This is a genomic window from Marinomonas sp. 5E14-1 (assembly GCF_039939215.1).
Taxonomy (GTDB): domain Bacteria; phylum Pseudomonadota; class Gammaproteobacteria; order Pseudomonadales; family Marinomonadaceae; genus Marinomonas.
This window is the reverse complement of the sequence record NZ_JBDXMW010000013.1, coordinates 82,257-106,902: the sequence shown is the minus strand read 5'-3', so window position 1 is coordinate 106,902 and position 24,646 is coordinate 82,257. Positions and strand designations below refer to the sequence as shown.

The window sequence follows — 24,646 nt, the reverse complement described above, 5'->3', positions numbered from 1 at the left end:
ACCAAATACACACTAAAAATAGCAATGCAATGGTCTTCTGAAGTCTCCAGCGAGCGCCCACACAAATTATCTGATTATCTATTTTAAAGAGCGTTTGACTTACATGTCGACTCACTTAGAGAACCAAGTTGCAAAATCAAATTTGCTTCAGCGACTGTGTCAGTGGGTGGGTATAATACATTCTGTTTTTTTTAGCGCAAGCACTTTTTGAAAGTTTTTCAATATTTTTATCTGTGTATAAAAAAAGGCGCTTATGCGCCTTTTCACTAGATAGACAAACCACTCACTTAAAGAACAAATAAATGGTGTTTTTTCTTACCCAGCTTCACTAAGAAATACTTATTGTAGTAACCATTTTCTGCAGCAAAAATTGCAGCAGCGTCCATGTTGTTATCAATTCCTTGAGCAAGACCATTTACAACAACGGAATTACGTTGCAATGCATCTTTTACTTGTTTACCACTCGCTGCCAATCCCGCTTCTGCCAATAAAGTAGTTAAAGGTGTAGTAGATAAATCCCCCTCTTCTAAAGAGCTACTTGGCAAACCATCCAATTGAATCTGCTCTAAGTCTTGCTCACTCAAGTCATCCGCCTGACCGCTAAACAAGGCTTTCGTAATACGTTCCGCCGCTTGCAACCCTGCCTCACCATGCACTAATTTAGTTGCTTCGCGAGCAAGAATAGATTGCGCTTCTGGTTTGCCTGCACTTTCTTGATCAGCCTTTTCAATAGCATCAATTTTTTCAAGGCTTAAGAAGGTAAAAAATTTCAGGAATTTATACACATCAGCATCTGCTGTATTCATCCAGAACTGATAAAAAGCATACTGACTTGTTTTAGCTGAATCCAACCACACAGCACCAGATTCTGTTTTACCGAATTTTGTACCATCTGACTTCGTCACTAATGGAACTGTCAGACCAAATGTTTGAGCTTGATTCTGACGGCGAGACAAGTCGATACCACCAACAATATTCCCCCATTGATCACTTCCACCAACTTGGATAGTACAATCATAAGTACGATTCAATTCTGCGAAATCCATCCCCTGCAACAAAGCATAAGAAAATTCTGTAAAAGAAATACCTGCACCTTCTCTATTAAGACGCTGTTGTACAGACTCTTTATTAATCATCGCATTAACAGAGAAGTGCTTACCGACTTCCCGCAAGAAATCCAGCATACTCATTTCACCAGCCCAATCTAAGTTATTAACAACTTTTGCTGGATTTGATACATCATCAAATTTCACAAACTGGCTTACTTGACCCCGAATTTTTTCAGCCCAACTAGCCACGACATCTGATGTATTCAATTGACGCTCTGTCGCTTTAAAACTTGGATCACCAATCAATCCTGTTGCACCACCAACTAATGCAATTGGCTTATGCCCAGCATCCTGAAATCGCTTTAATACAAGTAAAGGAACAAGGTGACCAAGGTGCAAACTGTCTGCTGTTGGATCAAAACCGCAATAAAGTGTACGACTTTCATCCTCAAGATGTTTTTTTAGCTCTTCTTCTGCCGTCATTTGGGCAATCAGTCCACGAGCTTGCAAGTCATTTATAAGGTCTTTACTGCTTACCGTCATTATTTTGATCCATTTCCTAGTGAGTTTACATGAGTTAAGCATTCAATTATAAAAGCAATCTTGATAGGATGATAAGGCTTTCTTAAAGAATTTTTGGATACCTATTTTGATCAAGTTAATACCTACAAAACATTTACTCCTTATTGCCGTTGTCAGCACTCTTCTCGCTATACTTTTGATCGCCATTCCAGAAGAGCAACCTTCTCAGAACAAAGTAATTTCTATTGAGACCAATCTCGAACAAGTCCACCAATCCGATCTCGTCTTCAACAACTTACAACAACCAACTTATATAAACATTCAAAAATCAGATCAAAACAACAACACACAATTTTCAATACAAGACAACATCAACACAACATACAGCGCACCAACACCTGAAGCATTAATAAAAAAGAACAGCCCACCAACCTATAAAAAACAAACTGTTACGGTTTCTTCAGGTGATTCTTTGTCGAAGCTTTTATCACGCGAAGGCATTTCAGCTCAGGACATCCACAAAGTTTCTCTTGCAGATAAGAAGCAGAAAACTTTATTGAAAATGCTACCTGGACAAGAGCTCAGCTTTATTACCAACGAAAAGACAGGAGAGCTAACTGAAATTACTCTTGTATTAAACCGTTTGGATAAAGTGACTTTTGAGCGTAGCGAAGACGCTTTTGATAGAACAGAGATTTCTCGAGAGCCAGACATCATAAAGACTTACAAAGAAGCTGAAATTAACAACTCCCTTTTTGTTGATGGTCTAGCATCAGGAATAAAGCAATCTCTACTCATTGAACTTGCCAACATCTTTGGTTGGGATATCGACTTTGCCCTTGACATTCGCAAGGGCGATAGTCTTAGCGTCTTATATGAAGAAAAATTTCTAGATGGTGAAAAAATTGGCCACGGAAATATCATAGCGGCCCAATTCATTAATAATGGACGTACTTTTCAAGCCATTCGTTACACAACATCCAGAGGCTCGAGCTATTACACACCAGACGGTTTAGCTATGCGCAAGGCCTTCATTCGAACCCCTGTGGATTTCACACGCATTTCGTCTAAATTTAACCCAAACCGACTACACCCGATTTTCAAGACAAGCCGACCTCATCGTGGCGTTGATTATGCAGCAGCAAGCGGAACGCCAGTAAAAGCAGCAGGTGACGGAAAAATATCTTTTGCAGGAACACAAAATGGCTACGGCAACGTGGTTATTATTGATCATGGCAAAGGCTATCAAACACTTTATGCACATCTGAGAGGATTCGCAAAAGGAACAAGACGAGGTGCTAGAGTATCTCAAGGAAAAACAATCGCCTATGTAGGGCAAACAGGCTGGGCAACTGGCCCTCACCTACACTATGAATTTCGCATCAATGGCGTTCACAAAAACCCAGTAACAGTAAAGCTACCTAACGATGAACCAATGCCAAAAAGAGATCTACAAGCTTTCTTGCCTTACGCAAAACAGGTTGTAGCAACATTAGAAAGTTCTCACTCACCAGCTTTCGCCCAAAAACTCGCATCAATCAAAAATAGATAAAACAAAAAAAGGCAGCTAATTAGCTGCCTTTTTTGAAAGTTTTTAACACTTCTTAGATAGCGCCATTTACGAAGTCAACCAACTGAGACTTAGATACGGCGCCAACTTTAGTTGCAACAACTTCACCACCCTTAACAACAAGCAATGTAGGAATACCACGAACATTATATTTCGGTGCTGTTTCTTGGTTTTCATCAACGTTAAGTTTAACTACTTTAACTTTACCAGCGTACTCTGCTGCAACGTCTTCCAGAACTGGAGCAATCATTTTACAAGGACCACACCAAGGAGCCCAAAAATCAACAACTACTGGAAGGTCTGAATTCAATACTTCTTCCGCAAATTGTGCGTCGGTGATTTGAATCGTGTTTTCACTCATAATTAAGTTTCCCTTAAAATCTGTTTGTACTAATTAATGGGGTTAGTGTACCACTAAATACTTAGGGTAAGAATCTATATCTTTCAATTGAAATGATAGACAAAGCCTATAGCGTCAAAGAGGAAATAGCCGAAGGCAACTCTAATAACGAGTGTACTTCAGCATTGGATCTGGCTCCCCATTCATCCGCCCATCGTCTTGCACCGTGACGATTAAACCAAATGCTTTTTGCTCCAATATTTGTCGCTCCTAAAACATCATCTATTGGGTGATCTCCAACGTGGATAATTTGAGAGAAGTCTAATCCTGCTTTCTTAGCTGCCATAGAGAAAACATCGGCACTAGGCTTTGCTGCTCCAACTTGATCTGCACGAATAGCAAAGTCAAAATATTGCCCCAACCCGACATAAGGATGAAAAACATCGGCATTTCCATTTGTGATAACTGCCAGATCATAATCCAGATTTAACTCCTCCAGAACATCCACAACATGAGGAAAAAGATCCACCCTTTGGCGCCACTCACAAAAATGCGTCAATGCCGCTTTCGCCATTAAATCTGCCTCTTCTGTTGGCAAGCCAAATTTTCCTAACGAAGTTTTATACACTCTCAAGCGTAATTCAGTCAGGTTGAAAGCAATTTCTGGATTTTTATCAATAATTTGTTGTTTGATGCTTTCCTGAACAGAAAATGGAAATTGCTGACTATACCCTGGAAAGCGCTCTTCAAACCAAAACTCCATTGCATATTCAGCTCTTGTGATAACTGGCGCCACATCCCACAAGGTATTATCTAAATCAAATGTAATCAAAACACTCATTTCAACAACCTTAGTAGAATGGCACTCAATAAATCAGCAAGATATTGAAGGAACAGACTCCCTTTATCTTTGCTAAAAGTCGTAGGCGTTTTATCGCCCAAAACGAGAACACCACATTTTTTCACTTCACCGCCTGAGCGAGAAAGAAGAGGCAATACAGCCACAGAGTGAATTTTGACTGCATCGTCTGAAAATAAATAGTTCATTTCATTCGCAGGCAAGATACCACAGAAGCATTCAGTAAACCCTGAAGTATGAGACAAGTCAGCATCTTCATTAACAAGGCTATGAGTTCTAACGGAACTGTCTATAACATCGTCAAATAAAATAAGGGAATAATAAGGCACCTGAAAATCATCTCTAACCATGTCCCCCACTACCATAGAAAAGTCGTCTAACGATTCGCAGTTCAAGCCAGCCAGTATAAGCCGGCGACTCTTCTGCATGGTCGATTCATTTTCTCGTGCGACATCAACAAGTCGTTCAAATTGACTTCGATAGCCAGCTGTCGACTTCTGTAACACACTCACTTGATACTCAAGCAAAGAAACGACATTACCACTAACAGGATGAGGGAGCGTTAAGCTTTCTAATACATCAGAATTTCGAACAAAGAAATCTGGCGTACTCAACAGATACTGAATTACTTCCTCTTCGCTCATACAACCTCTATAGATAAATTTGGCCTTCAAATACTTTCACAGCAGGTCCTGTCATAAAAATTGACTGCCCTTCGCCCTGCCACTCGATATGTAAATCTCCACCCAAGGCATGAACAGTAACCTTAGGAGACAACCAGCCTTGCTTAATACCTGCAACTACAGCAGCACATGCGCCCGTTCCACAAGCTTGAGTTTCACCAACGCCGCGTTCGTAGACACGTAAATTAATTTCAGTCGGGCTGACAACCTGCATAAAACCAACATTAACGTTTTGAGGAAAACGTTCATGACTTTCAAGCAAAGGCCCCGTTGTCGCGACCTCTTCGTCCATCAGAGCATCTACTTTAATAACAGCATGAGGATTACCAACCGAAACAGGCGTAATTAGGTAATCTTTCTCTCCGGCGTTTATTTCGTACAGTAAATTAGAAGCGTCTGCCGTAAAAGGTAAGTCTTTTGGCTTAAAACTTGGGCTACCCATATCAACCGTAACCAAGTCATCATCTATAACTCGTAGCTGAATCGCACCGCGTTTTGTCTCAACATCAATGACACGCTTGTTTGTTAGTCCTCTATCAAGAACGAACTTAACAAAGCAGCGAGCACCATTGCCACAATGCTCTACTTCACTGCCATCAGAGTTATAAATACGGTAACGAAAGTCCATGTCAGGATTCGATGGTGGCTCAACAACCAAAAGCTGATCAAAACCAATTCCTAGGTTACGATCACTTAAACGTTCGATTTGCTGCTTATTAAAAAAGACTTTTCGCGACACCGCATCGACAACAACAAAGTCATTTCCAAGCCCATGCATTTTTGTAAACTTCAATAACACAAAAAGCTCCTCAGTCTGGTAGAACTTGTTCACCAGCTAACTGGTGTTCGATTGTTTCACGGGCACGAATCAAGTGAGTAGCATCACCATCGACCATCACTTCTGCCGCACGATTGCGGCTGTTGTAGTTTGAAGACATGGTAAAGCCATAAGCACCAGCAGAACGCACAACCAACAAATCGCCGGCCTGAATATCTAATTCGCGATCTTTGCCTAAGAAGTCGCCTGTTTCACAAATAGGGCCAACCAAATCATAACTGCGCTTACCTTCTGGCGTTGCTGCCAAAGACACAGGCACAACATCCATCCAAGCACTGTATAAAGAAGGACGAATCAAATCGTTCATCGCACCGTCTATAATCGCGAAGTTTTTATGAGGCGTGCACTTCAAAAATTCAACTTGAGTCAATAAAACGCCAGCATTAGCGGCAATCGAACGACCAGGCTCAAACGCCAAGGTCACATCTAGACCTTTTACCTTTTCTAGCAACAATTTCGCGTAATCGGCTGGCGATGGCGGCACTTCATCACGATAGCGAACACCTAACCCACCACCTAGATCAAGATGCTTAATCTTAATACCTTCATCAGCCAGCTGATTAACCAAGCCGATCAAACGGTCAAATGTGTCCAAGAAAGGTTTCAACTCAGTGAGCTGCGATCCAATATGGCAATCCACTCCCATCACATTTAAATTTGGTAATTCATTGGCGATTTTATAGATTCGTACGGCATCCTGAATATCAATACCGAACTTATTCTCTTTCAAACCTGTTGATATATAAGGGTGAGTTTTAGCGTCTACGTCAGGATTCACACGTAACGATACAGGTGCTTTTTTACCCATTTCGCCAGCCACTTGGTCAAGACGATATAACTCCGCTTCAGATTCCACATTGAAGCAATGGATGCCAACCTCTAAAGCACGGCGCATTTCACCAGCTTGCTTACCTAAACCTGAAAACATTACTTTGGCTGGATCTCCACCTGCTTTTAGAACACGTTCTAGCTCACCAACAGAAACAATATCAAAACCTGCACCTTGTTTTGCCAGTATATTAAGTATCGCAATATTGGAACAAGCTTTTACCGCATAACAAATTAATGTTGGGTGCGAAGAAAAGGCATCAGCATAAGCATTGTAATGGCTTTCAAAAGCAGCACGTGAATAAACATAACAAGGCGTACCGTATTGGTTCGCAATGTCAGATAAAGAAACATTCTCTGCTTGCAGAGTATGATTAGAATAATTAAAAAAATCCAAAGGGGAATCCTCAGCTATAAAGAAGATGTTTGCTGTTCATTGATAGTGTCACTCGGCAAATAAAGAGCGCCTTTGTTACCGCACGCTACAAGAAAAAAAGCCAATATACATACAGAAAACAACTTAAACATCATCTTTTCTCTCTATTTTTGATTCACAGAGTATACCTTGCGGCCAGTTCGTTTCCCAACCCTAGCCAATCAATTACATCGATAATCTTTACGAAAAATATAAATAAAGAGGCACTTGGATTTGTTAACCTCAATACAAGGCGCACAGCTCCACTTAAGCGCTTACAATGAACCCCGTTAACCGTTTTCTTTTTCCAAAGCGTAAAAGGTCTATAAAATTTAATGAAAAGAAAAATCCTTCCATGGTCGGTGGCTATTTTCTGCGCGATTTTTGTACACATATTATTCTTTCTAATATCACCTCAATTTAATTGGTTCAAATCTCTAGACGTCACATCGAACGACTCTCGCTTTGAGCTACAACTACTACCTGATACAACGGAAGAGCCTCTTTTGAAAAATGAAGAAACTGCGGCAGATACTCCAAGCACAAGTGAAGAATTTAGCGATGAGACGTCACCTCAGATAATAGAAACCACATCAAATGACATAAAAAATTTTAACGGTACAGAATTATTCAACAAAACCTTCTTTGACCTTTCAACAGAAAACAACTTTTTAAGCAGTGAAGGGAGAAGCGGTGAAATAGAAAATGATGATGTGATAATCACGAAACCTAGCTTGCTGGATTTATCTTCAATCAACTTACATTCAAGCAATAGCCACAATGTTGTAGATACAGTCTTTTCGCCAGAATTAAGGAAAAAAATAGCCGCGTCTGAAGTGGCTCAACAAGAGTATTTAAAAGGACAAATCAAAAAAATAGATTACCCAGTCATCACTGGGCCAGATGGCGCACGTTACGTCAATATAGATGGTGTATGCTGGCGCATTCCCGCTGTAGGCAGTGATGAACCGTGGGCAGTGGTTTTTTCAGGGTGCACAGGGAAGAGTAAAACATTTCTATTTGAGCTAAACATTGCACCTAGCATCTTTTTAGGTGCGGACTCGCCTTTTTCGATTGAGCAACTGAAAAGCGGTGACTAAAACTCTTTTCTACTAAGTTGAAACACCTAAGTAGAAAAAGCGTCATCCACCGCTTTTTATGAGCAAAATGCTTATATTTTAAGCAAAACGCCCAGCCAATTCTGCCTTCGCTCGTTCAACTGCTTTCAAGACTTGTGCTGGCGCCGTTCCACCCACATGATCACGCGCGGCAACAGAACCTTCTAAGGTCAATACGTCAAACACATCCGCTTTGATCATATCGCCAAAAGACTGCAATTCTTCCAATGTCATTTCTGACAGATCCTTACCTTCTTTAACGCCATAACCTACAGCCTTACCAACCACTTCATGAGCATCACGGAAAGCGACACCTTGACGAACCAAGTAATCGGCCAAATCTGTTGCCGTAGAAAAACCTCGACGAGCCGCTTCATACATGTGCTCTTTGCGAGATTCAATAGCAGGAATCATATCGGCAAACGCACGTAATGACCCTTTTAAGGTGTCTACCGTATCAAATAAAGGCTCTTTGTCTTCTTGGTTGTCTTTGTTGTAAGCCAAGCACTGAGACTTCATCAGTGTTAATAAGCCTATCAAATGTCCATAAACTCGACCTGTTTTGCCACGCACTAACTCAGGCACATCTGGGTTTTTCTTCTGCGGCATAATAGAAGAACCAGTACAAAAACGATCTGGCAAATAAATAAAGTTAAATTGAGCGGAGGCCCACATCACCATTTCTTCTGCCCAGCGAGACATGTGCATCATGATAATCGATGCTGTTGAGGTAAATTCAATGGCAAAATCACGATCACTAACAGAATCCAGAGAGTTGTAAGTTGGGCGCTCGAAACCAAGTAACTCGGCCGTCATATTACGATCAATTGGGTAAGTTGTCCCCGCAAGCGCAGCGGCGCCAAGAGGAAGAATATTAATACGTTTACGACAATCAACAAGACGCTCATAATCACGCTGCATCATTTCGTACCAAGCCATTAAATGATGACCAAAGGTTACAGGTTGTGCTGTTTGCAAGTGAGTAAACCCCGGCATAATGGTATCCGCTTCTTTTTCTGCCAAGCTCAGGATACCTTGTTGCAAACGAGTTACTTCTTCAAGAAGAAAATCTACTTCATCACGCATGTATAAACGAATATCTGTCGCCACTTGGTCATTACGAGAGCGGCCAGTGTGAAGTTTTTTGCCTGTAATACCAATTTTTTGGGTTAGACGCGCTTCGATGTTCATATGCACGTCTTCTAATTCAATCGACCATTCAAATTCCCCATTGGCAATTTCTTGTTCGATTTCTGTCAAACCTTGAATAATCTGATCGCGCTCTTCTTCTGTTAACACACCTACGCTTGCTAGCATTTTGCCGTGGGCAATAGAGCCTTGGATATCCTGTTTAGCCATACGTTGATCAAACTCAACAGAGGCCGTAAAACGTGCAACAAAAGCATCAACAGGCTCAGAAAAACGACCACCCCATTGCTGGTTTGTGGTTTTATTTGTATCAGTCATTCAATTGGTTCCTACACAATATTCAATCAGCTGCCAAGATTACCTTAAGCGCCTTGACTTATAAAGCACGAAGGATGACGACTTTGTGCTTAACGAGTATCATTGAGAACAAAACACACCAGAAGGATGTCCTGCATTCTTTTGACCATCCGCATTTTGGGAGATACCGTGAAAGACACAATCGTTATTGCCACTCGTGAAAGCCAACTTGCCTTATGGCAAGCAAACAATGTAAAGGCACAACTCGAATCACTGTACCCAGAGCTAAACGTTGAATTACTTGGTATGACCACAAAAGGCGACCAGATTTTAGATTCGCCATTATCAAAAATCGGCGGCAAAGGTTTGTTCGTCAAAGAACTTGAAACAGCATTACTTGACGGTCGAGCTGACATTGCTGTCCATTCAATGAAAGATGTACCTATGGCGTTTCCTGAAGGCTTAGATTTAGCTGTTATTTGTGAACGAGAAGACCCAACAGATGCGTTTGTATCAAACAACTTTTCTTCGATTGATGAATTGCCTGCAGGCAGTGTGGTTGGCACTTCAAGCTTACGCCGCTCTTGTCAGTTACGAATGCATCGTCCAGATCTTGTCATCAAAGACCTCAGAGGCAATGTGAACACTCGCTTACGTAAGCTAGATAATGGCGAATACGACGCTATTATTCTTGCCACAGCCGGTCTTCTTCGTTTGGAAATGCAAGACAGAATTCGTCAACGAATGTCGGCGGAACAAAGCCTACCCGCTGGCGGACAAGGCGCCATGGGCATTGAGTGTCGTAGCGATGATGCGGAAACATTCCAATTGCTCGCCCCATTACAACATGAAGAAACCGCCATTCGAGTCATGGCAGAACGAGCAGTCAACGAACGCTTAAATGGCGGTTGCCAAGCGCCTATCGCGTGTTTCGCCCTGTTGAAAAACGACAACATTTGGCTCCGCGGCTTGGTCGGCAGCCCTGACGGTAAAGTCATGATTCAAGGCGAAATCCGTGGTCACAAAAATTCAGCAAAAGAATTAGGCATTAAGTTGGCTGAAGATTTGCTCGTCCGCGGCGCAGATCAAATTCTCGACGCCCTTTATCAATAAACTGGACAACAATTAAGTGCAAAACTGTCATATCCTCATCACACGACCAGAGCCAGAAAACACATTGAGTTGCGAGCGTCTTACGGCATTAGGTGCCCAACCAATTACTTTACCAATGCTCGAAATCAAAGCGCTAGACAGTCCAGCAGATAAAGCAAAAATACAATCACAAATATTCAACATTGATGAATTTCATTATGTTATTTTCGTCAGCAAAAACGCCGCGAGACTCGCCGCGGATTGGCTAGACACATGCTGGCCAATGCTACCTGAAAAAGTTCATTGGATTGGCATTGGTCAAGGCACCACGCAAACATTGATTAACGAAGGCATTCCTGCGTTATCAAATCCAGGAAACACAAGTGAAGCACTATTAGAATGGATGAAACCTGTCAAAATGACAGATCAGAAAGTTCTCATTGTTCGGGGAATCGGCGGCAGAACCACACTCGGCGACAAACTTGAAGAAAAAGGCGCAAAAGTTAGTTACCTTTCACTGTATGAGCGAAAAAAACCTGAATATAAAGCTCAAACTTTTTTCATGTTGCCCGATATAGATTTAATATGGGTAACCAGTGGCGACAATCTCATAAATTTATCAGAATACACAGAACAGTATAAACCAGACTGGAAAACACTTCCGATACTCACCCCCAGTCTTAGAGTGAATCAGCAAGCAATAAATATGGGTTGGATTAATGCTTTATGCGCCGATGGCGCCGACGACAACAGCTTACTCAAAGCGACGGAATTTTATATAGGAAAATAGAATGACAGAGAACAACAAACAAGAAACTTCGGTCGCTGAAGACAACCACTCCACACAAATAAAAGACACATCTGACAAAGCTGAAACACAGTCAGTAAAAAAAGATGATGCGCAGCAAGAAACGCCTTCTCAAGGGAAAGTAAAATCTTTGGTTGCGACATCGCTTTGCTTATCTGTTGTTGCTTTGGCAGCGAACGGATGGCTTTATTACCAGAGCACGCAAAGCTCACTTTCTCAAGACATTACACTACTGCAAAATCAGCAGAATAATTTAGATAAAAAAATCAGCACAAACACTCTGAATCAAGCTCAACTCAAGACATTCATTGAGCAAATACGAAACACAGACGAAACAACTCAAGCCGAAAAACAACAACTGGCCGACAAACAGAACCGACAAGACGAGCAGATACTTTCTCTTGAAGCCAAACTCAGCCGATTGGATAACACCACAAAGGAAGACTGGAAGTTAGCAGAAGCTGAATATCTTATTCGTTTAGCAAATCAACGTCTGTTATTAGAGTCCGACAGCAATGGCGCAATTACATTATTGAATAATGCTGATGGCATTTTAAACGAACTGGAAGACCCAATCGTTTTTGCAACACGTAAAGCATTAGCGAAAGATATCCAAGCATTAAGCTCTGTCAGCCAATTTGACTTAGAAGGTGCTTATTTAAAATTAAGTGCATTATACGATAATGTGCCAACTCTTCCACAAAGAGAACCTTCTAAAAAGTGGCAATCTTCAACAAATGAAACCAGCTCAATAGATGACAATAATACTGAAGTGAACTCAATTGAAGTCGCATTGGCTAGCTTCTGGCAATCTCTACGCTCTTTAGTAGTGATCAATTACGACCACAAACCTATCAAAACATTATTGCCACCAGCAGAATATCAAGAGCTTATTACTGGCTTACAACTACAATTGGATGTCGCTCAAGTAGCGCTTCTAAAAGGCGAATCTGTCATTTATCAGCAATCACTCAAACGTGCTGGCGATGCAGTTACAGAACATTTTGATACACAATCAAAAGCTGTCATGTCATTTTTATCAAACTTAACATCCATGCAGCAGCTCAATCCTACTCCTAGCTTCCCATTACCTAGAGATTCATTAACAGCAATGAAGTCTTTAATGCAAAATTGGACAAGTAAAATAGACAGTACGCCATCCTCTACAAATTCACCTATTGCAACTACACCAAAAGCAGTGACACCCAAAACAACAACTGAAACACAATCAGGAGATGAGATATGAAAAAACTCCTCTTCTTATTAGTCATTATGATGGCAGTCGGCGGCCTTTTAGGGCTTCTGATGCGTCAAGACAGCGGCTATGTTTTAGTGGCCTATAATGGCGTAACAATTGAAACCAGCTTGTGGGTGTTGCTGGCAGGGATAATTGTCGCCTTATTTGTTATGAGCTGGATAAAACGCATCCTGTTTATTGCATTAAAGCCAAGCAGCTCACTGGCAAAAGTAACAGGCAATTTAGCTCAGAAGAGAGCGTCTCGAAATACAATAAGAGGCATGCTAGAGCTTGTTGGAGGAAACTGGCATAAAGCGGAAAAGCTCTTAACGAACAGTGCTGAAAAGGTACCTTACCCTCTTATAAACTACATCAGTGCAGCATACGCAGCGAGTGAGCAAGACGAGCATGAGCGCTCCAAAGCTTTACTCAGATCCGCCCACAAATCCACTCCAGAAGCCGAGTTTGCCATTGGCTTTGCCCAAAGCCAAATACAAATAAAGCAAGGTCATTACGAAAGCGCCCTCGCTTCCTTACTTCGGCTACAGAAACTCAAACCAAAGCATAAACAAGTTTTGAAAATGCTCGTCACGGTTTACACCAAGCTAAAAGACTGGGACGCACTACTGACTCTGACCCCAACATTAAAAAAAGACGGTATATTTGATGATGACAACATGCTTGAGCTTGAGCGCAATGCTTTTTTAGCCTTGTTGGATAAAATCAAATTTCGCAATAAACTAGGACAAAGCAGCCAAGAGCTAGTGGCTGAACTAGAAACACTCTGGAATAAATTAGACACACTGTCTCAAGATACGGAAATGAGTGTCTTATATGCTCGAACGTTAATTCAATTTGGTGACCACGCCAAAGCGGAAAACTTCATTCGTCATAAGCTGAATCAAAAATGGTCTGAAGAGCTTATTTTCGAGTATGGAAATATTGATCAAGGCACTTATAAAAAGCTGCTCGCAAACTGTGAAAACTGGCTAAAGAAAAAACCAGCCAGCGCAAATTTATATCTAGCTTGCGGACGCTTGAGTCAATCCATGATGTTATGGGGCAAGGCAAAAGATTACTATGAACAAGCTTTAGCCTTAGACAGTCAAAATGAAGCATTAGCTGAGTTGAGTAGACTGCTCAAAGCGATGGGCGAAACAAAAGCCAGCCAAGATTTAATGATGATTAATCTCAATCAGGTAAGTAAGCACTTAAAATCTCTTCCTTTACCTTAAACAAACCCTTCAATTTACAGGTAATAAAAAAACGCTGCTATTTTCATAGCAGCGTTTTTCATTTCAGAAGTCTGTTGTGCCTTTCAAAATACTCTTTACTTAAATCGAACAATTAACTCATGCATACCATAAGACACTTGCTCTAAAGATTTAATGCTATCACTTGATCGGTTAGATTTTTCTAAACTCTCTGTTGCAAGATCAGAAATACGCACCACTTGTCGATTAATATCTTCGGATACGTGAGCCTGCTCTTCTATTGCTGTCGACATCTGCATCGTCATATTAGTGATATTGGAAACAGCCTCAACAATATTGTCAAAAGTCTTTTCCATTTCAACAATTTTTTCCAATCCTTCCCTTGCATCTCGTTTGCCTTTCTCAGCGATGGCAACCGAGCTTGTTACCCCCTCTCTCAAGGTACTGATAATCTTGTGAATATTTTGTGTTGATCCTTGAGTTCTTTGAGCAAGTTGACGCACTTCATCTGCAACAACAGCAAAACCTCGACCATATTCACCTGCTCGCGCTGCTTCAATAGCCGCATTGAGCGCTAATAGATTTGTTTGCTCTGCTATCTGCTCAATCATTTGAGCGACTTGGGCGATTTCTTCAGAATGATTCGCTAGATTCTGAACGGTAAAACCAATCTCATCAACCGTGGTGCTAAGTTGCTGAATTGAGCCTCGCGTATCTTGAACCATTTTTTGGCCAGACTCTGCCGATTCAGAAGAAGATTTTGCGCTATCTTCGGCAGTCTGTACTTGCTGGGCCACATCATCAATCGTAGCCGTCATCTCTTGCATGGCTGTCGCAACACTTTGTGTTTCATGCTGCTGGTTATCCATGGTTTTAGCCATTTCAACCGTCAATGCCAAGCCAAGTTTAGATTGGCTCGATACCTTTAGAGATTCATCTTCAAAGCGCGTCAAAATAGCATCTATCCTAGATTCCATGCTTTTCGCACCTGCATCTAGAATAGCGCTATCTAATGAATTATCAGAGTAAGTAATACCGGCTAATGGATGCAAAAAAGACTTAGACAAACGAGCCGTCAGTATTCTTTGTAGGCGTGAATGGTTTACAATAAAAAGAGCGTTCATCAGCAAACTCGTCAGCAACCAGACAACTAAACCATAAGAAAGCTCAACAAAACCAGCGAACACACCAAGCATACCACCAACAAGAGGCACCAAGAACTTCCAAGACAAAAACTTCAATGGCAATACACGCTGACCGCTGACGACTTTTTTGTATATTCTTTCTGCTCTAGCAACGTCTTTTTTATCTGGTAATGTCCTTACTGATTCATAACCAACAACTTTTCCAGATTCCATAACAGGCGTCACATAAGCATCAACCCAATAAAAATCGCCGTTCTTACAACGATTTTTCACCAACCCCATCCAAGCCTTACCTTGCTTAAGTGTCTCCCACATCACTTTAAAGGCTTCTTGCGGCATATCAGGGTGACGAACAATATTGTGCGGACTACCAATTAACTCTTCTTTCGTAAAACCACTAATATCAATAAAGGCATCATTACAATGAACAATATCGCCATTCAAATCTGTTGTCGTGACCAACTTAACACTTTTATCAAACGTTTTTTCTTGACCTGTCACTGGTGTATTTTTTCTCATAAAACCAACATCCTTTAAGTTCTCAGGAAATGTAAGGAACTGTTATCAGTATAAGCCTTTTTTATAAAAAGGCTAACATAAGATTTAAGTAAGCATCTGATTTTTTAAGCTTTATTTGGTTAATACTTTATTAAGCCAGCGAGTCAAAACAGGCAACAAAGATGTCGGAATTTGCAGAGCACCAACCATTGGTAAAAAAGCCGGCCCCAACAATCCACCAGCAATGGTATAGGTCAATAAAACATTTCGATTTCCAGAGGTGATAGCAGCGGTTAACGCAGTCGTCTTACCCTTTTTTCTGTATACAACAAACGCTAATGCAAAAAACAAAAAGCACAGCCCGGTTGCTATCAAAAAGTATTGGAGCGCCGCCATAGGATCTTGGTCATAAAGCTGCCTAAAACTTCCAACCAGACCAAAGGGAAAAGCAAATACCAACAGAATAGTATAAGGCGAGATTTTTACTAAAAAGCGATTTAATGACTCTTCAGGAACAAAGCGATGCACTAAAAAAGAAAAAAACATAGGACCAAAAATAAAAATAATTAAACGAAGTGAGTAATTCGTCCAATTTAAATCAAGCTCTTCAGTTTGGTAAAACAGCAATGCAATGCAAATCGCAATAGGCAAACACAGTGTCGTCGCAATGGTCATTGCCATGGCTTGAACACTATCAAACCCTAAAGCGCGAACAATCGCTGGCGTTGCAAACAAAGATCCTGTTCCAGCCACAGCGACAACTGCTAATAGAAGATCTCCACCGAAAGATAAGATTCGCCCCAAAACACCAACAAATGCCATAAAGACAATGGAGTGCAACAAGGTGTAACGCCAAACAACAAAACTTGCCAAACGCTTAATCAATTCATTTTGCTTCATTCCCAATAGAGTCAATGTCATTAAGCCAAAAAGCACAATGGATAAGAAAGGAAACAGCGTGAGTGAAAGTGAAGGAAGTAAGAAGCCAAGTATGGCACAAAGAAACATGAAAAGAAGAGAGTGGCGAACAAGGAACAACATAGGACTAACACCTTAAAGAAGCAGCCCGAGATAGAAATAAAAAGTTATTCCATTATTTTTTAGAGCCGCAGTACATTTTATTATTTTCAGGCAATTCAGCCGCTTCCAATTCCCAGCTATTACGAGCCTGATCAAACGCCGCACGAAGTGCCTTTAATTTATCGCTCGAATAACGTATTGCTGCTTTGTGCTCAACACGCTGACGAGACGTCGGAAATGGTATCAGATTATTCTTCATAAATTATCTCTATTAAAGCATTGTCTGGATATCTATCGGCACTCCATGGATAATCTTTAATAAGCAAAATCATTATGCAAATGGAAAAATTATGAAACTTTTAATCTCCCCCGCAAAAACATTAGACTTGACCTCTGAACTTCCCAACAATCATTTCAGTCAACCAGAAATGCTTGATAGTTCTCAAGAACTCATTGACACAATCAAGCCATATACTCCTGCAGAAATAGCCACATTAATGAAGCTAAGTGACAACTTAGCAACCTTAAATGTTTCACGCTACCAAGAATGGCAAAAAGAGCACACAGCATCCAATAGCCGCCCAGCAGTTTATACCTTCATGGGTGATGTTTACACAGGCTTGGGGGCATATTCTCTAAGCGATGAGAATATGGATTATGCACAAAAATCGCTTCGTATCTTAAGTGGATTATACGGTCTTTTAAAGCCTTTGGATTTAATGCAAGCCTATCGATTGGAAATGGGAACAAAACTTACCAATAATCGCGGCAGCAACTTGTATCAATTCTGGGGAGATATCATAGTCGATAAAATAAACGATACGCTTGAAGAGAGTGAGTTGCTCGTCAATCTGGCATCAAACGAATACTTCAAAGCGGTGAATAAGAAGAAGCTTAAATCTACTTTGATTACGCCAAACTTCCTTGACGAGAAAAACGGTCAATTCAAAGTCATCAGCTTTTATGCAAAAAAAGCTCGTGGTTTAATGGCTCGTTACCTCATTGAAAATCGCTGTGAATCGCTTGAAGAATTGAAGGCATTTGATTTGGCGGGGTATCGTTACGACCCAGAACAATCAACAGAAAATACGCCTGTATTTATTCGCCCAGAAGATGCGCAATCTAAGAAGTAAGTAAAGCGCAGTCGCTAAATAAAATCAGGAATATAACCACCGCTTGGTGTTTTATATTCCTGATTTTCCAATGGACGAAATACACTTAATGCCAGCGACCTATGGTCACTCTGTCATTACCACCCAGATCCTGAAAGCTCTCTACAGAATCAAAACCTGCCTGCATGAAAAGGCACCTAACAGCTTCCGCTTGGTCGTAGCCATGCTCAAACACCAAATAAGCATCTCGCGTCATGAATCGAGGAGATTCCTTGATAATGTGCTCTATATCAGCCAAACCATGATGGTCAGCCACTAAAGCGCTTTTAGGCTCAAACCTCACATCACCTTGAGACAGATGTTCGTCATCAGGGTCAATATAAGGAGGATTAGAAACAATCAGATCAAACTGCTCATGATCTTTGAGCGCATCAAACCAACTGCTTTTTTTAAACACCACATTATTCACTTGGTTTTTCTTAGCATTACCTTGAGCAAGCAATACGGCATCCTGTACAAGATCAACACCAAGAACTTGCGACTCAGGTAACTCTAACGCTAACGCCAAGGCAATTGCACCTGTTCCTGTACCAAGATCTAAAATATGCTTGGCCTTTAAACCACCATCAACAAGAGACAAGATAACTTCGACCAACCGCTCTGTATCTGCACGAGGAATCAAAGTGCAAGGCGCTACATCTAAATCTAAACTCCAGAATGCTTGATGCCCAAGTAAATAAGCAACAGGCTCTCCTTTCTCTCGACGAGCCAATAACTGATGAAATGCCGTAATTTGTTTTTCATCCACCTGCTTTTCTGGCCATGTATAAAAATAAGATGTAGAAACAGACAGCACATGAGCCAATAACAGCTGCGCATCTAATTTTGCTGTATCTGAAACAAAAGTAAGGCGCTCTAAAGCGCCTTTTAGTAACTCATCAATTTGCATGCAAGATGACTACCTTGTAGAAAGAAAAGCGCATTATTGATTAATTGTCGCCACTCAAAGTAGCAAGCTGTTCTGCTTGGAACTCATTAACCAACGGATTAATCAAAACATCTAAGTCACCTGTAACGATCTCGTCCAATTTGTACAAGGTTAAATTGATACGGTGATCTGTCACACGGCCTTGTGGGTAATTGTAAGTACGGATACGCTCAGAACGGTCGCCGCTTCCCACCAAGGATTTACGTGTTTCGGATTGTTCACTCGCTGCTTTCTCTTGTTCCGCCGCCTGCAATCGAGAAGCCAGTAAAGACATAGCTTTAGCACGGTTTTTATGTTGAGAACGCTCTTCCTGACATTCAACAACCACTCCAGTCGGAATGTGAGTCAAACGAATCGCGGAATCGGTTTTGTTTACATGCTGACCACCCGCACCAGAGGCACGGAAAGTATCTATTCGTAAATCAGCCTTGTTAATGACAATATCATCCAGCTCATCCATTTCAGGCATCACGGCAACAGTACAAGCAGATGTATGAATACGACCTTGCGACTCAGTTGCTGGCACTCGCTGAACACGATGAGCACCAGACTCAAACTTCAGTTTTGAATAAGCACCATCACCAACAATTCGAGCAATTACTTCTTTATAACCTCCGTGTTCCCCTTCGTTCGCACTGACAATTTCAACCTTCCAACGCTGAGTCTCAGCATATCGAGAATACATACGGAATAAATCGCCTGAGAAAATAGAGGCTTCATCACCACCTGTACCGGCTCGCACTTCTAAGAAAACGTTTTTAGAGTCATTTGGGTCTTTTGGTAAAAGCAATTTCTGTAGAACCAATTGAAGTTCTTCTTTTTGAGCCTGACCTGCTTTGTATTCCTCCACACCCATTTCTTTAATATCTGGGTCTGAGTCTGTCATCATAAGTTCTGCTTCAGCAATGTTTTCATCAATTTGCTGGAACTCATTGAAACACTTTACAACAGGTTCAAGTTCGGCATATTCTTTGGAATAAGCACGAAACAAATCCTGATCCATAATAACTTCAGCCACACCTAGTAACGCAGCCAACTCATCATAACGGTCAGACAAACTTTCTAACTTTAATTTAATCGATTCTTTCATTTTAATTATCTTTTTCTTCGTGAATGCCCAATACATTCGAGGCAATAGTTAATGCGTCTTGATCTGCTTCTGCACCAGCGGCACGCAAATAGCGAGTCGGTGCATGAATGAGCTTATTCATTAAACCATGGGCAAGTTTGTTCATCACTTGCTCTGGCGCCTGGCCCATTTCAAGACCTTTCAGTGCTTTTTCTAATTCTGTATTTTTAATTTCTTCAGCAGATTGTCTAAAAGTCACAATCAAATTCGAAACTTTTCGTGATTCAAGGGTTCGACGATAAGCATCTACGCCTTCATCAATCATCTGCTCAGCTGCTTTCGCAGCATCTTGCCTTGCTCTTACATTTTCTTCAATGACAGAATGTAAATCATCAACTGTATAAAGATAAGCGTCTTTGACATTTTCGACTTCTGGCTCGATGTCTCGCGGAACGGCAATATCAATCAACAACATAGGAGAATGTCGGCGTTTTGCTGCTGCGCGCTCAACCATTCCTTTACCTATGATGGGCAACTGACTCGCCGTAGATGAAATCACGATATCAGCCTGTGACAAATAATCTCCAATGTCACCCAACATAATGGCTTCTGCGTTGAGCTCAGTCGCTAGGTTTTCTGCTCGAGCTAGCGTTCTATTTGCAACTATGATGCGTTTGACGCCACTCTCTTTCAAATGACGTGCGACCAACTCAATCGTTTGGCCAGCACCAATTAATAGCGCCGTGCTGTTTCTAATATCAGCGAAGATACGTTGTGCCAAACTCACCGCAGCAAAGGCAATCGAAACTGGGTTCTCACCAATGGCTGTATCGGTTCGAACACGTTTTGCGACGGAAAAAGTACGCTGAAATAAAGATTCTAACTCAGGACCCAGGCATTCACCTTCTTGCGAAACCGCATAAGCCGATTTAACTTGCCCTAGTATTTGCGGCTCACCTAAAACCAAAGAATCCAAACCGGAAGCAACTCGCATCACATGGCGTACACTGTCATCTTCACAGTAGGTATAACAATACTGCTTGAGGTCAACCGCATCGATATCATGATATTGCCCAAGCCAATTAATCACCTCATCCGCTTTTTGGACATCTTCTACCGAACAATAAAGTTCGGTTCTATTGCAAGTAGAGACAATGACAGCTTCATTGGCTGTTTTCTCATACAATAGAGAAGACAACGCATCGACCATCTTTTCAGGCGCAAAAGCCACACGCTCACGTATCGAAACGGGCGCTGTTTTGTGATTTACACCTACAGTAATTAGCGGCATTCGGGACTCTTCTCAAAAATCGAGATCTTAAGGCATGACAGGAGGAAGCGCAGCTTCAACATGACTCTTTACACAAAGAAGGCACATTATACGAGAAATTCACTTTTTTGCGCACCCTATCTTACCAATAAAAGTAATAGGATTAATTTATAGTTGTAACTGACATACGTCGCCGCTAGCGATAATATAAAAGCTATATGAATTCAGCATCGAGAATAAACATGCCATCTTGTTTCGGTACACTACACAGTTTCCTGAAAGAAAAACACGACAGCAAAACGTGGCTGACGCTGTTTTTGGTCACAAGCCTACCTATTCTTACTGCTTGCCAACAAATGGCTAAAACAACCGACTCGAGCAAACAGAGCACATCCGTAACGCAAAACAAAACATCTACCGCTCAAAAAATAGAAACCTTACTAGAAGCTGAATTTCTTTTGCAGCGAGAAGGTCCAGAAAAAGCTTTTGACGCTTTTTATGATCTCGCTAGCAAAACCGTAGACGATAAATTACTCGAAAGATTAATTCAGGTCGCTATTGCATCCCAGAACGATAATTATGTAGAACGAAGCGCGAACCTATGGCTCGCAGCCGATCCTTTTGCCGAGCAAGCATATTCATTAAAAGCTCAAGTTCTGATTAAAAATCAACGTCCAGAAGAAACGACCACTCTCTTAATCAATGCAATAAGACACAGCGTTTCTCTACAATTCTTGCCTCTGTATTTAGAAGACCATGTACGTGACAACGAAAAAGTCGCTGTGATTAGCGAAGCCATTTCCGAACTACCCGCTAAGTACCAAAAAGACCAATACATTCAACTTAGCCAAGCACATATTTTCTTATTAGCTGGCCAATATGAAGAAGCCATCACTGAATCTCAACAATTACTTGAGCGTCCAGACTTAGAGAAGAATGAAATATTGTTTTTGATTCTAGCCTTTAGCCAAAAGAATATTGGCCAACTTGATGAATCAATCGAGACTTTATTAGAAGCGACAAATCATCACCCAGAAAACACTCGAATTATGGCCTCTCTGATTGACTTCCTAGTCGAGCGAGGTGATGTCTCTCACGCCATGTCGATTTATAACGAGAAAACATTAGACGATTCGGAGCGACTTCAAGTTGGCATTGGCTTTATGCGTACTCTATTGGCAAATAACCAGCCAAAACATGTTTTAGAAGTGTCTGCCAGTCTGCCGGAAGAAAGCTTCGGCTTTAGTGATCAAATCCAATTCCTTGAAGCCATCGCATTAGCAGAATTGAACGAAACGACCAAAGCCATTGAAATAATGCGCAACGTGGGAGGCAACCTACGAACAAAAGCCACACAACAAATTGCGTTATGGTTTTATGAAGAAAACAAAGAGCAAGACATTAATGAGATGGCCTTAACAAGAACCTTGCGAAAAAACATTCCTGAGCAAATCACACGGATCAGTCAATTACACCTACAAAACGACAACGAGCATTTAGCCTACGACATAGTGAGTCGAGCCTCTGACACTTACCCTGAATCCAATGCGCTACGTTACCGAAAAGCATTATTGGCAGAATCATTAGGCGATTGGCAAACTACGGAAACTGAAATTCACATTTTATTATTGAAAGACCCTGAAAATCCTCAGTACCTTAACGCTTTAGGTTACACCTTGCTCACCAGAACCTCTCGCATTGATGAGGCCATGAAATACATAGAATCAGCCTATAAAAAAGCAGAGGATGATCCTGCGGTTATCGACAGTTTAGGCTGGGGGCATTTTTTAAAAGGCGAGCTCGAACAAGCATCTTATTATCTCAAGAAAGCATGGAGTCTTTTTCCTGACGCTGAAATAGCTGCGCATTATGGCGAAATTTTATGGAAACAGCGACATTACAAAGAGGCAATAGAGATATGGGAAACTGCCCTAGACAGCGAACCAAACTCACCATTTTTATTAGAAACGATTAGGCGACTGTCACCGTCTTTAATAGAAGAAAGACCACAGGATATTACGCCATGAATTATCGAGCACTTTGTATTATTTCACTAACAGCTTTTTTAGGTGCCTGCAGCACACAACCTTTTAGCCCTGTAACGCCACCGCCTTCTAGCGTCGATGCCATATCAAAATGGGAAACCTCAGGCCGAGTCGGCATTCGCACTCAAGATGATGCGATTTCAGGAAATTTCAGTTGGCAAAAAGCCACAAACACCTTTTCTTTGTCTATCGTTGGCCCTTTTGGTCAAGGTGCAACTAAACTCAATCAAAACGAAAACGGCTTAGTCACATTAGCCTATGAAGACAAAGTCATTACGGGTGATAACCCTGCAACACTTTTGCGCGACGAGCTAGGTTGGGCCTTTCCGGTTGAACAAGTTACTTATTGGATTCGCGGCTTGGCCTCACCAAATTCGCCAGCCCAAATAACTAAAGAAGCAGACTCCAACGTTGTGGACAGAATAGAACAAGATGGCTGGGTTGTTACCTATAGTAATTTCACTAAAATAGACGACTTATCCTTGCCACAAAAAATGCAAGTTTCAAACTCTCCGTTTCGAGTAAATTTGATCATCAACGAATGGGCCGTTCAGTAACTACAATGCGATTACCTTCTCCAGCAAAGCTAAATCTCTTTTTACACATTACAGGTCGCCGAGAAGACGGTTATCATGAGTTGCAAACCATCTTTCAATTCATTGATTTATGCGACACTTTAGAGTTTTCACTTACCCAAAATAACCGCATCACTATTTCCCCAGAAATAAAAGACCTACTGACTGAAGATAACCTTGTCTATAAAGCCGCTGAGTTGCTCACACCTTTCAAAAAAGACAAAACACTTGGCGTCGATATTCTGCTTGAGAAACAACTACCTATGGGGGGCGGTATCGGTGGCGGAAGTTCAAATGCTGCGACGACTTTGTTGGCGCTCAATACTCTGTGGGAATGTCACTTAACCCTCAAAAAATTAGCCGAAATTGGTGTCACGCTTGGAGCAGATATTCCAGTATTTATCATGGGATTTTCAGCCTTTGCCGAAGGTGTTGGAGAAAGGCTCCAGAAAGTCGAGCCAGACACCCCTTATTTTTTACTCTTAAAGCCCAATTGTCACGTCTCAACAGCTCAAATATTTACCGATAAATATTTGACAAGAGACACCCCTCCCATCAAAATACCGCACGCCTTGAAGCTGGGTGGTCATAATGATTGCCTTGATGTCGTAAAAAAGCACAATCCTGAAGTAAACGAAGCGTATTTATGGCTTAAAAATCATGGAGATGCAAAGTTAACCGGAACAGGGGCTTGCCTATTTCTAGCATTTAATAATTTACTCGACGCTGAGCGAGTAAAACAGCTAACACCAAAGAAATGGCAGAGTTGGGTATGTCGCAGCACAAATACGTCACCAACTCATGATGCATTAAGCCAGTGGATTGAGCAAAATAAAAGTTAGCAAGGCAAGGCTCACTTATACTAAGCCAATCTATTTTCATCGCAGATAATATACAAAGGGTAT

Annotated in this window: 24 protein-coding genes; 10 read left to right on the top strand and 14 right to left on the bottom strand. The window is 41.3% G+C overall.

Translation table 11 applies throughout. The features are described 5' to 3' along the window. Positions 1–287: 287 nt before the first annotated feature. Positions 288–1,592 (bottom strand): tyrosine--tRNA ligase, encoded by a 1,305-nt coding sequence (gene tyrS, locus ABFY09_RS12505; protein WP_347984649.1) that lies wholly within the window; start codon positions 1,590–1,592, stop codon positions 288–290. A 106-nt stretch (positions 1,593–1,698) separates the two neighbouring features. On the opposite strand from tyrS, the gene ABFY09_RS12500 reads away from it, so the two are divergent. Beyond that, positions 1,699–3,123 carry a peptidoglycan DD-metalloendopeptidase family protein gene (locus ABFY09_RS12500; protein ID WP_347984648.1) on the top strand — a complete coding sequence of 475 codons (1,425 nt, stop codon included), beginning with the start codon at positions 1,699–1,701 and terminating at the stop codon, positions 3,121–3,123. A gap of 52 nt (positions 3,124–3,175) precedes the next feature. Here the strand turns inward: ABFY09_RS12500 and trxA are convergent, their stop codons facing one another. From trxA to ABFY09_RS12470, 6 genes are all read right to left on the bottom strand, one after another. Then, on the bottom strand, positions 3,176–3,502 hold the full coding sequence (trxA, locus tag ABFY09_RS12495) for a thioredoxin TrxA (protein WP_347984647.1): 327 nt from the start codon (positions 3,500–3,502) through the stop codon (positions 3,176–3,178). Between the two features lie 106 nt (positions 3,503–3,608). Beyond that, entirely contained in the window at positions 3,609–4,322 is a 714-nt protein-coding gene (locus tag ABFY09_RS12490) for an HAD-IA family hydrolase (RefSeq protein ID WP_347984646.1), read from the bottom strand. Next, a complete protein-coding gene (locus tag ABFY09_RS12485) occupies positions 4,319–4,984 on the bottom strand; it encodes a DUF484 family protein (RefSeq protein ID WP_347984645.1) in 666 nt (221 codons plus the stop codon). The genes ABFY09_RS12490 and ABFY09_RS12485 overlap by 4 nt, the downstream gene beginning before the upstream one ends. 7 nt (positions 4,985–4,991) lie before the next feature. Then, positions 4,992–5,822 (bottom strand): diaminopimelate epimerase, encoded by an 831-nt coding sequence (gene dapF, locus ABFY09_RS12480; RefSeq protein WP_347984644.1) that lies wholly within the window; start codon positions 5,820–5,822, stop codon positions 4,992–4,994. A gap of 10 nt (positions 5,823–5,832) precedes the next feature. Continuing rightward, a complete protein-coding gene (gene lysA, locus ABFY09_RS12475) occupies positions 5,833–7,086 on the bottom strand; it encodes a diaminopimelate decarboxylase (RefSeq protein WP_347984643.1) in 1,254 nt (417 codons plus the stop codon). 14 nt (positions 7,087–7,100) lie between these two features. Beyond that, entirely contained in the window at positions 7,101–7,217 is a 117-nt protein-coding gene (locus ABFY09_RS12470; RefSeq protein WP_347984651.1) for a lipoprotein, read from the bottom strand. Positions 7,218–7,439: 222 nt separating this feature from the next. Here ABFY09_RS12470 and ABFY09_RS12465 point away from each other — a divergent pair, with 222 nt between their 5' ends. Then, entirely contained in the window at positions 7,440–8,204 is a 765-nt protein-coding gene (locus ABFY09_RS12465; protein ID WP_347984642.1) for a hypothetical protein, read from the top strand. A 78-nt stretch (positions 8,205–8,282) separates the two neighbouring features. On the opposite strand, the gene argH is transcribed toward ABFY09_RS12465, so the two are convergent. After that, positions 8,283–9,689, bottom strand: a complete 1,407-nt coding sequence (argH, locus tag ABFY09_RS12460; protein ID WP_347984641.1) for an argininosuccinate lyase — start codon at positions 9,687–9,689, stop codon at positions 8,283–8,285. Positions 9,690–9,857: 168 nt separating this feature from the next. On the opposite strand from argH, the gene hemC reads away from it, so the two are divergent. From hemC to ABFY09_RS12440, 4 genes are read left to right on the top strand one after another with little or no spacing between them, the layout of a single operon-like run. Further along, positions 9,858–10,781, top strand: a complete 924-nt coding sequence (gene hemC / locus ABFY09_RS12455; RefSeq protein ID WP_347984640.1) for a hydroxymethylbilane synthase — start codon at positions 9,858–9,860, stop codon at positions 10,779–10,781. A gap of 16 nt (positions 10,782–10,797) precedes the next feature. Next, the gene (locus ABFY09_RS12450) at positions 10,798–11,550 is read left to right on the top strand and encodes a uroporphyrinogen-III synthase (RefSeq protein ID WP_347984639.1); all 753 of its coding nucleotides are present in this window, start codon (positions 10,798–10,800) and stop codon (positions 11,548–11,550) included. Between the two features lies 1 nt (position 11,551). Further along, positions 11,552–12,814 (top strand): uroporphyrinogen-III C-methyltransferase, encoded by a 1,263-nt coding sequence (locus tag ABFY09_RS12445; RefSeq protein WP_347984638.1) that lies wholly within the window; start codon positions 11,552–11,554, stop codon positions 12,812–12,814. Continuing rightward, positions 12,811–14,040, top strand: a complete 1,230-nt coding sequence (locus ABFY09_RS12440) for a heme biosynthesis HemY N-terminal domain-containing protein (RefSeq protein WP_347984637.1) — start codon at positions 12,811–12,813, stop codon at positions 14,038–14,040. The genes ABFY09_RS12445 and ABFY09_RS12440 overlap by 4 nt, the downstream gene beginning before the upstream one ends. Positions 14,041–14,135: 95 nt before the next feature. On the opposite strand, the gene ABFY09_RS12435 is transcribed toward ABFY09_RS12440, so the two are convergent. The 3 genes from ABFY09_RS12435 to ABFY09_RS12425 form a co-directional block, all read right to left on the bottom strand. Beyond that, positions 14,136–15,683 (bottom strand): PAS domain-containing methyl-accepting chemotaxis protein, encoded by a 1,548-nt coding sequence (locus ABFY09_RS12435; RefSeq protein WP_347984636.1) that lies wholly within the window; start codon positions 15,681–15,683, stop codon positions 14,136–14,138. Positions 15,684–15,794: 111 nt separating this feature from the next. Further along, a complete protein-coding gene (locus ABFY09_RS12430) occupies positions 15,795–16,703 on the bottom strand; it encodes a hypothetical protein (protein ID WP_347984635.1) in 909 nt (302 codons plus the stop codon). Between the two features lie 52 nt (positions 16,704–16,755). Then, the gene (locus ABFY09_RS12425) at positions 16,756–16,941 is read right to left on the bottom strand and encodes a hypothetical protein (RefSeq protein ID WP_347984634.1); all 186 of its coding nucleotides are present in this window, start codon (positions 16,939–16,941) and stop codon (positions 16,756–16,758) included. A 91-nt stretch (positions 16,942–17,032) separates the two neighbouring features. Between ABFY09_RS12425 and yaaA the strand changes: the two genes are divergently transcribed. Further along, on the top strand, positions 17,033–17,815 hold the full coding sequence (gene yaaA, locus ABFY09_RS12420; RefSeq protein ID WP_347984633.1) for a peroxide stress protein YaaA: 783 nt from the start codon (positions 17,033–17,035) through the stop codon (positions 17,813–17,815). Positions 17,816–17,900: 85 nt separating this feature from the next. Here the strand turns inward: yaaA and prmC are convergent, their stop codons facing one another. From prmC to hemA, 3 genes are read right to left on the bottom strand one after another with little or no spacing between them, the layout of a single operon-like run. After that, positions 17,901–18,743, bottom strand: a complete 843-nt coding sequence (prmC, locus tag ABFY09_RS12415; protein WP_347984632.1) for a peptide chain release factor N(5)-glutamine methyltransferase — start codon at positions 18,741–18,743, stop codon at positions 17,901–17,903. 40 nt (positions 18,744–18,783) lie between these two features. Then, the gene (gene prfA / locus ABFY09_RS12410) at positions 18,784–19,872 is read right to left on the bottom strand and encodes a peptide chain release factor 1 (protein ID WP_347984631.1); all 1,089 of its coding nucleotides are present in this window, start codon (positions 19,870–19,872) and stop codon (positions 18,784–18,786) included. A 1-nt stretch (position 19,873) separates the two neighbouring features. Next, positions 19,874–21,142, bottom strand: a complete 1,269-nt coding sequence (gene hemA / locus ABFY09_RS12405) for a glutamyl-tRNA reductase (protein ID WP_347984630.1) — start codon at positions 21,140–21,142, stop codon at positions 19,874–19,876. A gap of 221 nt (positions 21,143–21,363) precedes the next feature. Here hemA and ABFY09_RS12400 point away from each other — a divergent pair, with 221 nt between their 5' ends. The 3 genes from ABFY09_RS12400 to ispE are packed head-to-tail and all read left to right on the top strand — an operon-like array spanning position 21,364 to position 24,583. Then, on the top strand, positions 21,364–23,148 hold the full coding sequence (locus ABFY09_RS12400) for a tetratricopeptide repeat protein (protein WP_347984629.1): 1,785 nt from the start codon (positions 21,364–21,366) through the stop codon (positions 23,146–23,148). Continuing rightward, positions 23,145–23,723 carry a lipoprotein insertase outer membrane protein LolB gene (gene lolB / locus ABFY09_RS12395; protein ID WP_347984628.1) on the top strand — a complete coding sequence of 193 codons (579 nt, stop codon included), beginning with the start codon at positions 23,145–23,147 and terminating at the stop codon, positions 23,721–23,723. The genes ABFY09_RS12400 and lolB overlap by 4 nt, the downstream gene beginning before the upstream one ends. After that, the gene (gene ispE, locus ABFY09_RS12390) at positions 23,708–24,583 is read left to right on the top strand and encodes a 4-(cytidine 5'-diphospho)-2-C-methyl-D-erythritol kinase (RefSeq protein ID WP_347984627.1); all 876 of its coding nucleotides are present in this window, start codon (positions 23,708–23,710) and stop codon (positions 24,581–24,583) included. The genes lolB and ispE overlap by 16 nt, the downstream gene beginning before the upstream one ends. Positions 24,584–24,646: the final 63 nt, after the last annotated feature.

Bases quoted from the DNA above. Each gene is read 5' to 3' on its own strand.
- tyrS (WP_347984649.1), bottom strand. From the start codon at position 1,592: ATGACGGTAAGCAGTAAAGACCTTATAAATGACTTGCAAGCTCGTGGA.
- trxA (WP_347984647.1), bottom strand. From the start codon at position 3,502: ATGAGTGAAAACACGATTCAAATCACCGACGCACAATTTGCGGAAGAA.
- ABFY09_RS12490 (WP_347984646.1), bottom strand. From the start codon at position 4,322: ATGAGTGTTTTGATTACATTTGATTTAGATAATACCTTGTGGGATGTG.
- ABFY09_RS12485 (WP_347984645.1), bottom strand. From the start codon at position 4,984: ATGAGCGAAGAGGAAGTAATTCAGTATCTGTTGAGTACGCCAGATTTC.
- ABFY09_RS12470 (WP_347984651.1), bottom strand. From the start codon at position 7,217: ATGTTTAAGTTGTTTTCTGTATGTATATTGGCTTTTTTTCTTGTAGCG.
- ABFY09_RS12465 (WP_347984642.1), top strand. From the start codon at position 7,440: ATGAAAAGAAAAATCCTTCCATGGTCGGTGGCTATTTTCTGCGCGATT.
- argH (WP_347984641.1), bottom strand. From the start codon at position 9,689: ATGACTGATACAAATAAAACCACAAACCAGCAATGGGGTGGTCGTTTT.
- ABFY09_RS12445 (WP_347984638.1), top strand. From the start codon at position 11,552: ATGACAGAGAACAACAAACAAGAAACTTCGGTCGCTGAAGACAACCAC.
- ABFY09_RS12440 (WP_347984637.1), top strand. From the start codon at position 12,811: ATGAAAAAACTCCTCTTCTTATTAGTCATTATGATGGCAGTCGGCGGC.
- ABFY09_RS12435 (WP_347984636.1), bottom strand. From the start codon at position 15,683: ATGAGAAAAAATACACCAGTGACAGGTCAAGAAAAAACGTTTGATAAA.
- ABFY09_RS12430 (WP_347984635.1), bottom strand. From the start codon at position 16,703: ATGTTGTTCCTTGTTCGCCACTCTCTTCTTTTCATGTTTCTTTGTGCC.
- ABFY09_RS12425 (WP_347984634.1), bottom strand. From the start codon at position 16,941: ATGAAGAATAATCTGATACCATTTCCGACGTCTCGTCAGCGTGTTGAG.
- yaaA (WP_347984633.1), top strand. From the start codon at position 17,033: ATGAAACTTTTAATCTCCCCCGCAAAAACATTAGACTTGACCTCTGAA.
- prmC (WP_347984632.1), bottom strand. From the start codon at position 18,743: ATGCAAATTGATGAGTTACTAAAAGGCGCTTTAGAGCGCCTTACTTTT.
- prfA (WP_347984631.1), bottom strand. From the start codon at position 19,872: ATGAAAGAATCGATTAAATTAAAGTTAGAAAGTTTGTCTGACCGTTAT.
- hemA (WP_347984630.1), bottom strand. From the start codon at position 21,142: ATGCCGCTAATTACTGTAGGTGTAAATCACAAAACAGCGCCCGTTTCG.
- ABFY09_RS12400 (WP_347984629.1), top strand. From the start codon at position 21,364: ATGCCATCTTGTTTCGGTACACTACACAGTTTCCTGAAAGAAAAACAC.
- lolB (WP_347984628.1), top strand. From the start codon at position 23,145: ATGAATTATCGAGCACTTTGTATTATTTCACTAACAGCTTTTTTAGGT.
- ispE (WP_347984627.1), top strand. From the start codon at position 23,708: ATGGGCCGTTCAGTAACTACAATGCGATTACCTTCTCCAGCAAAGCTA.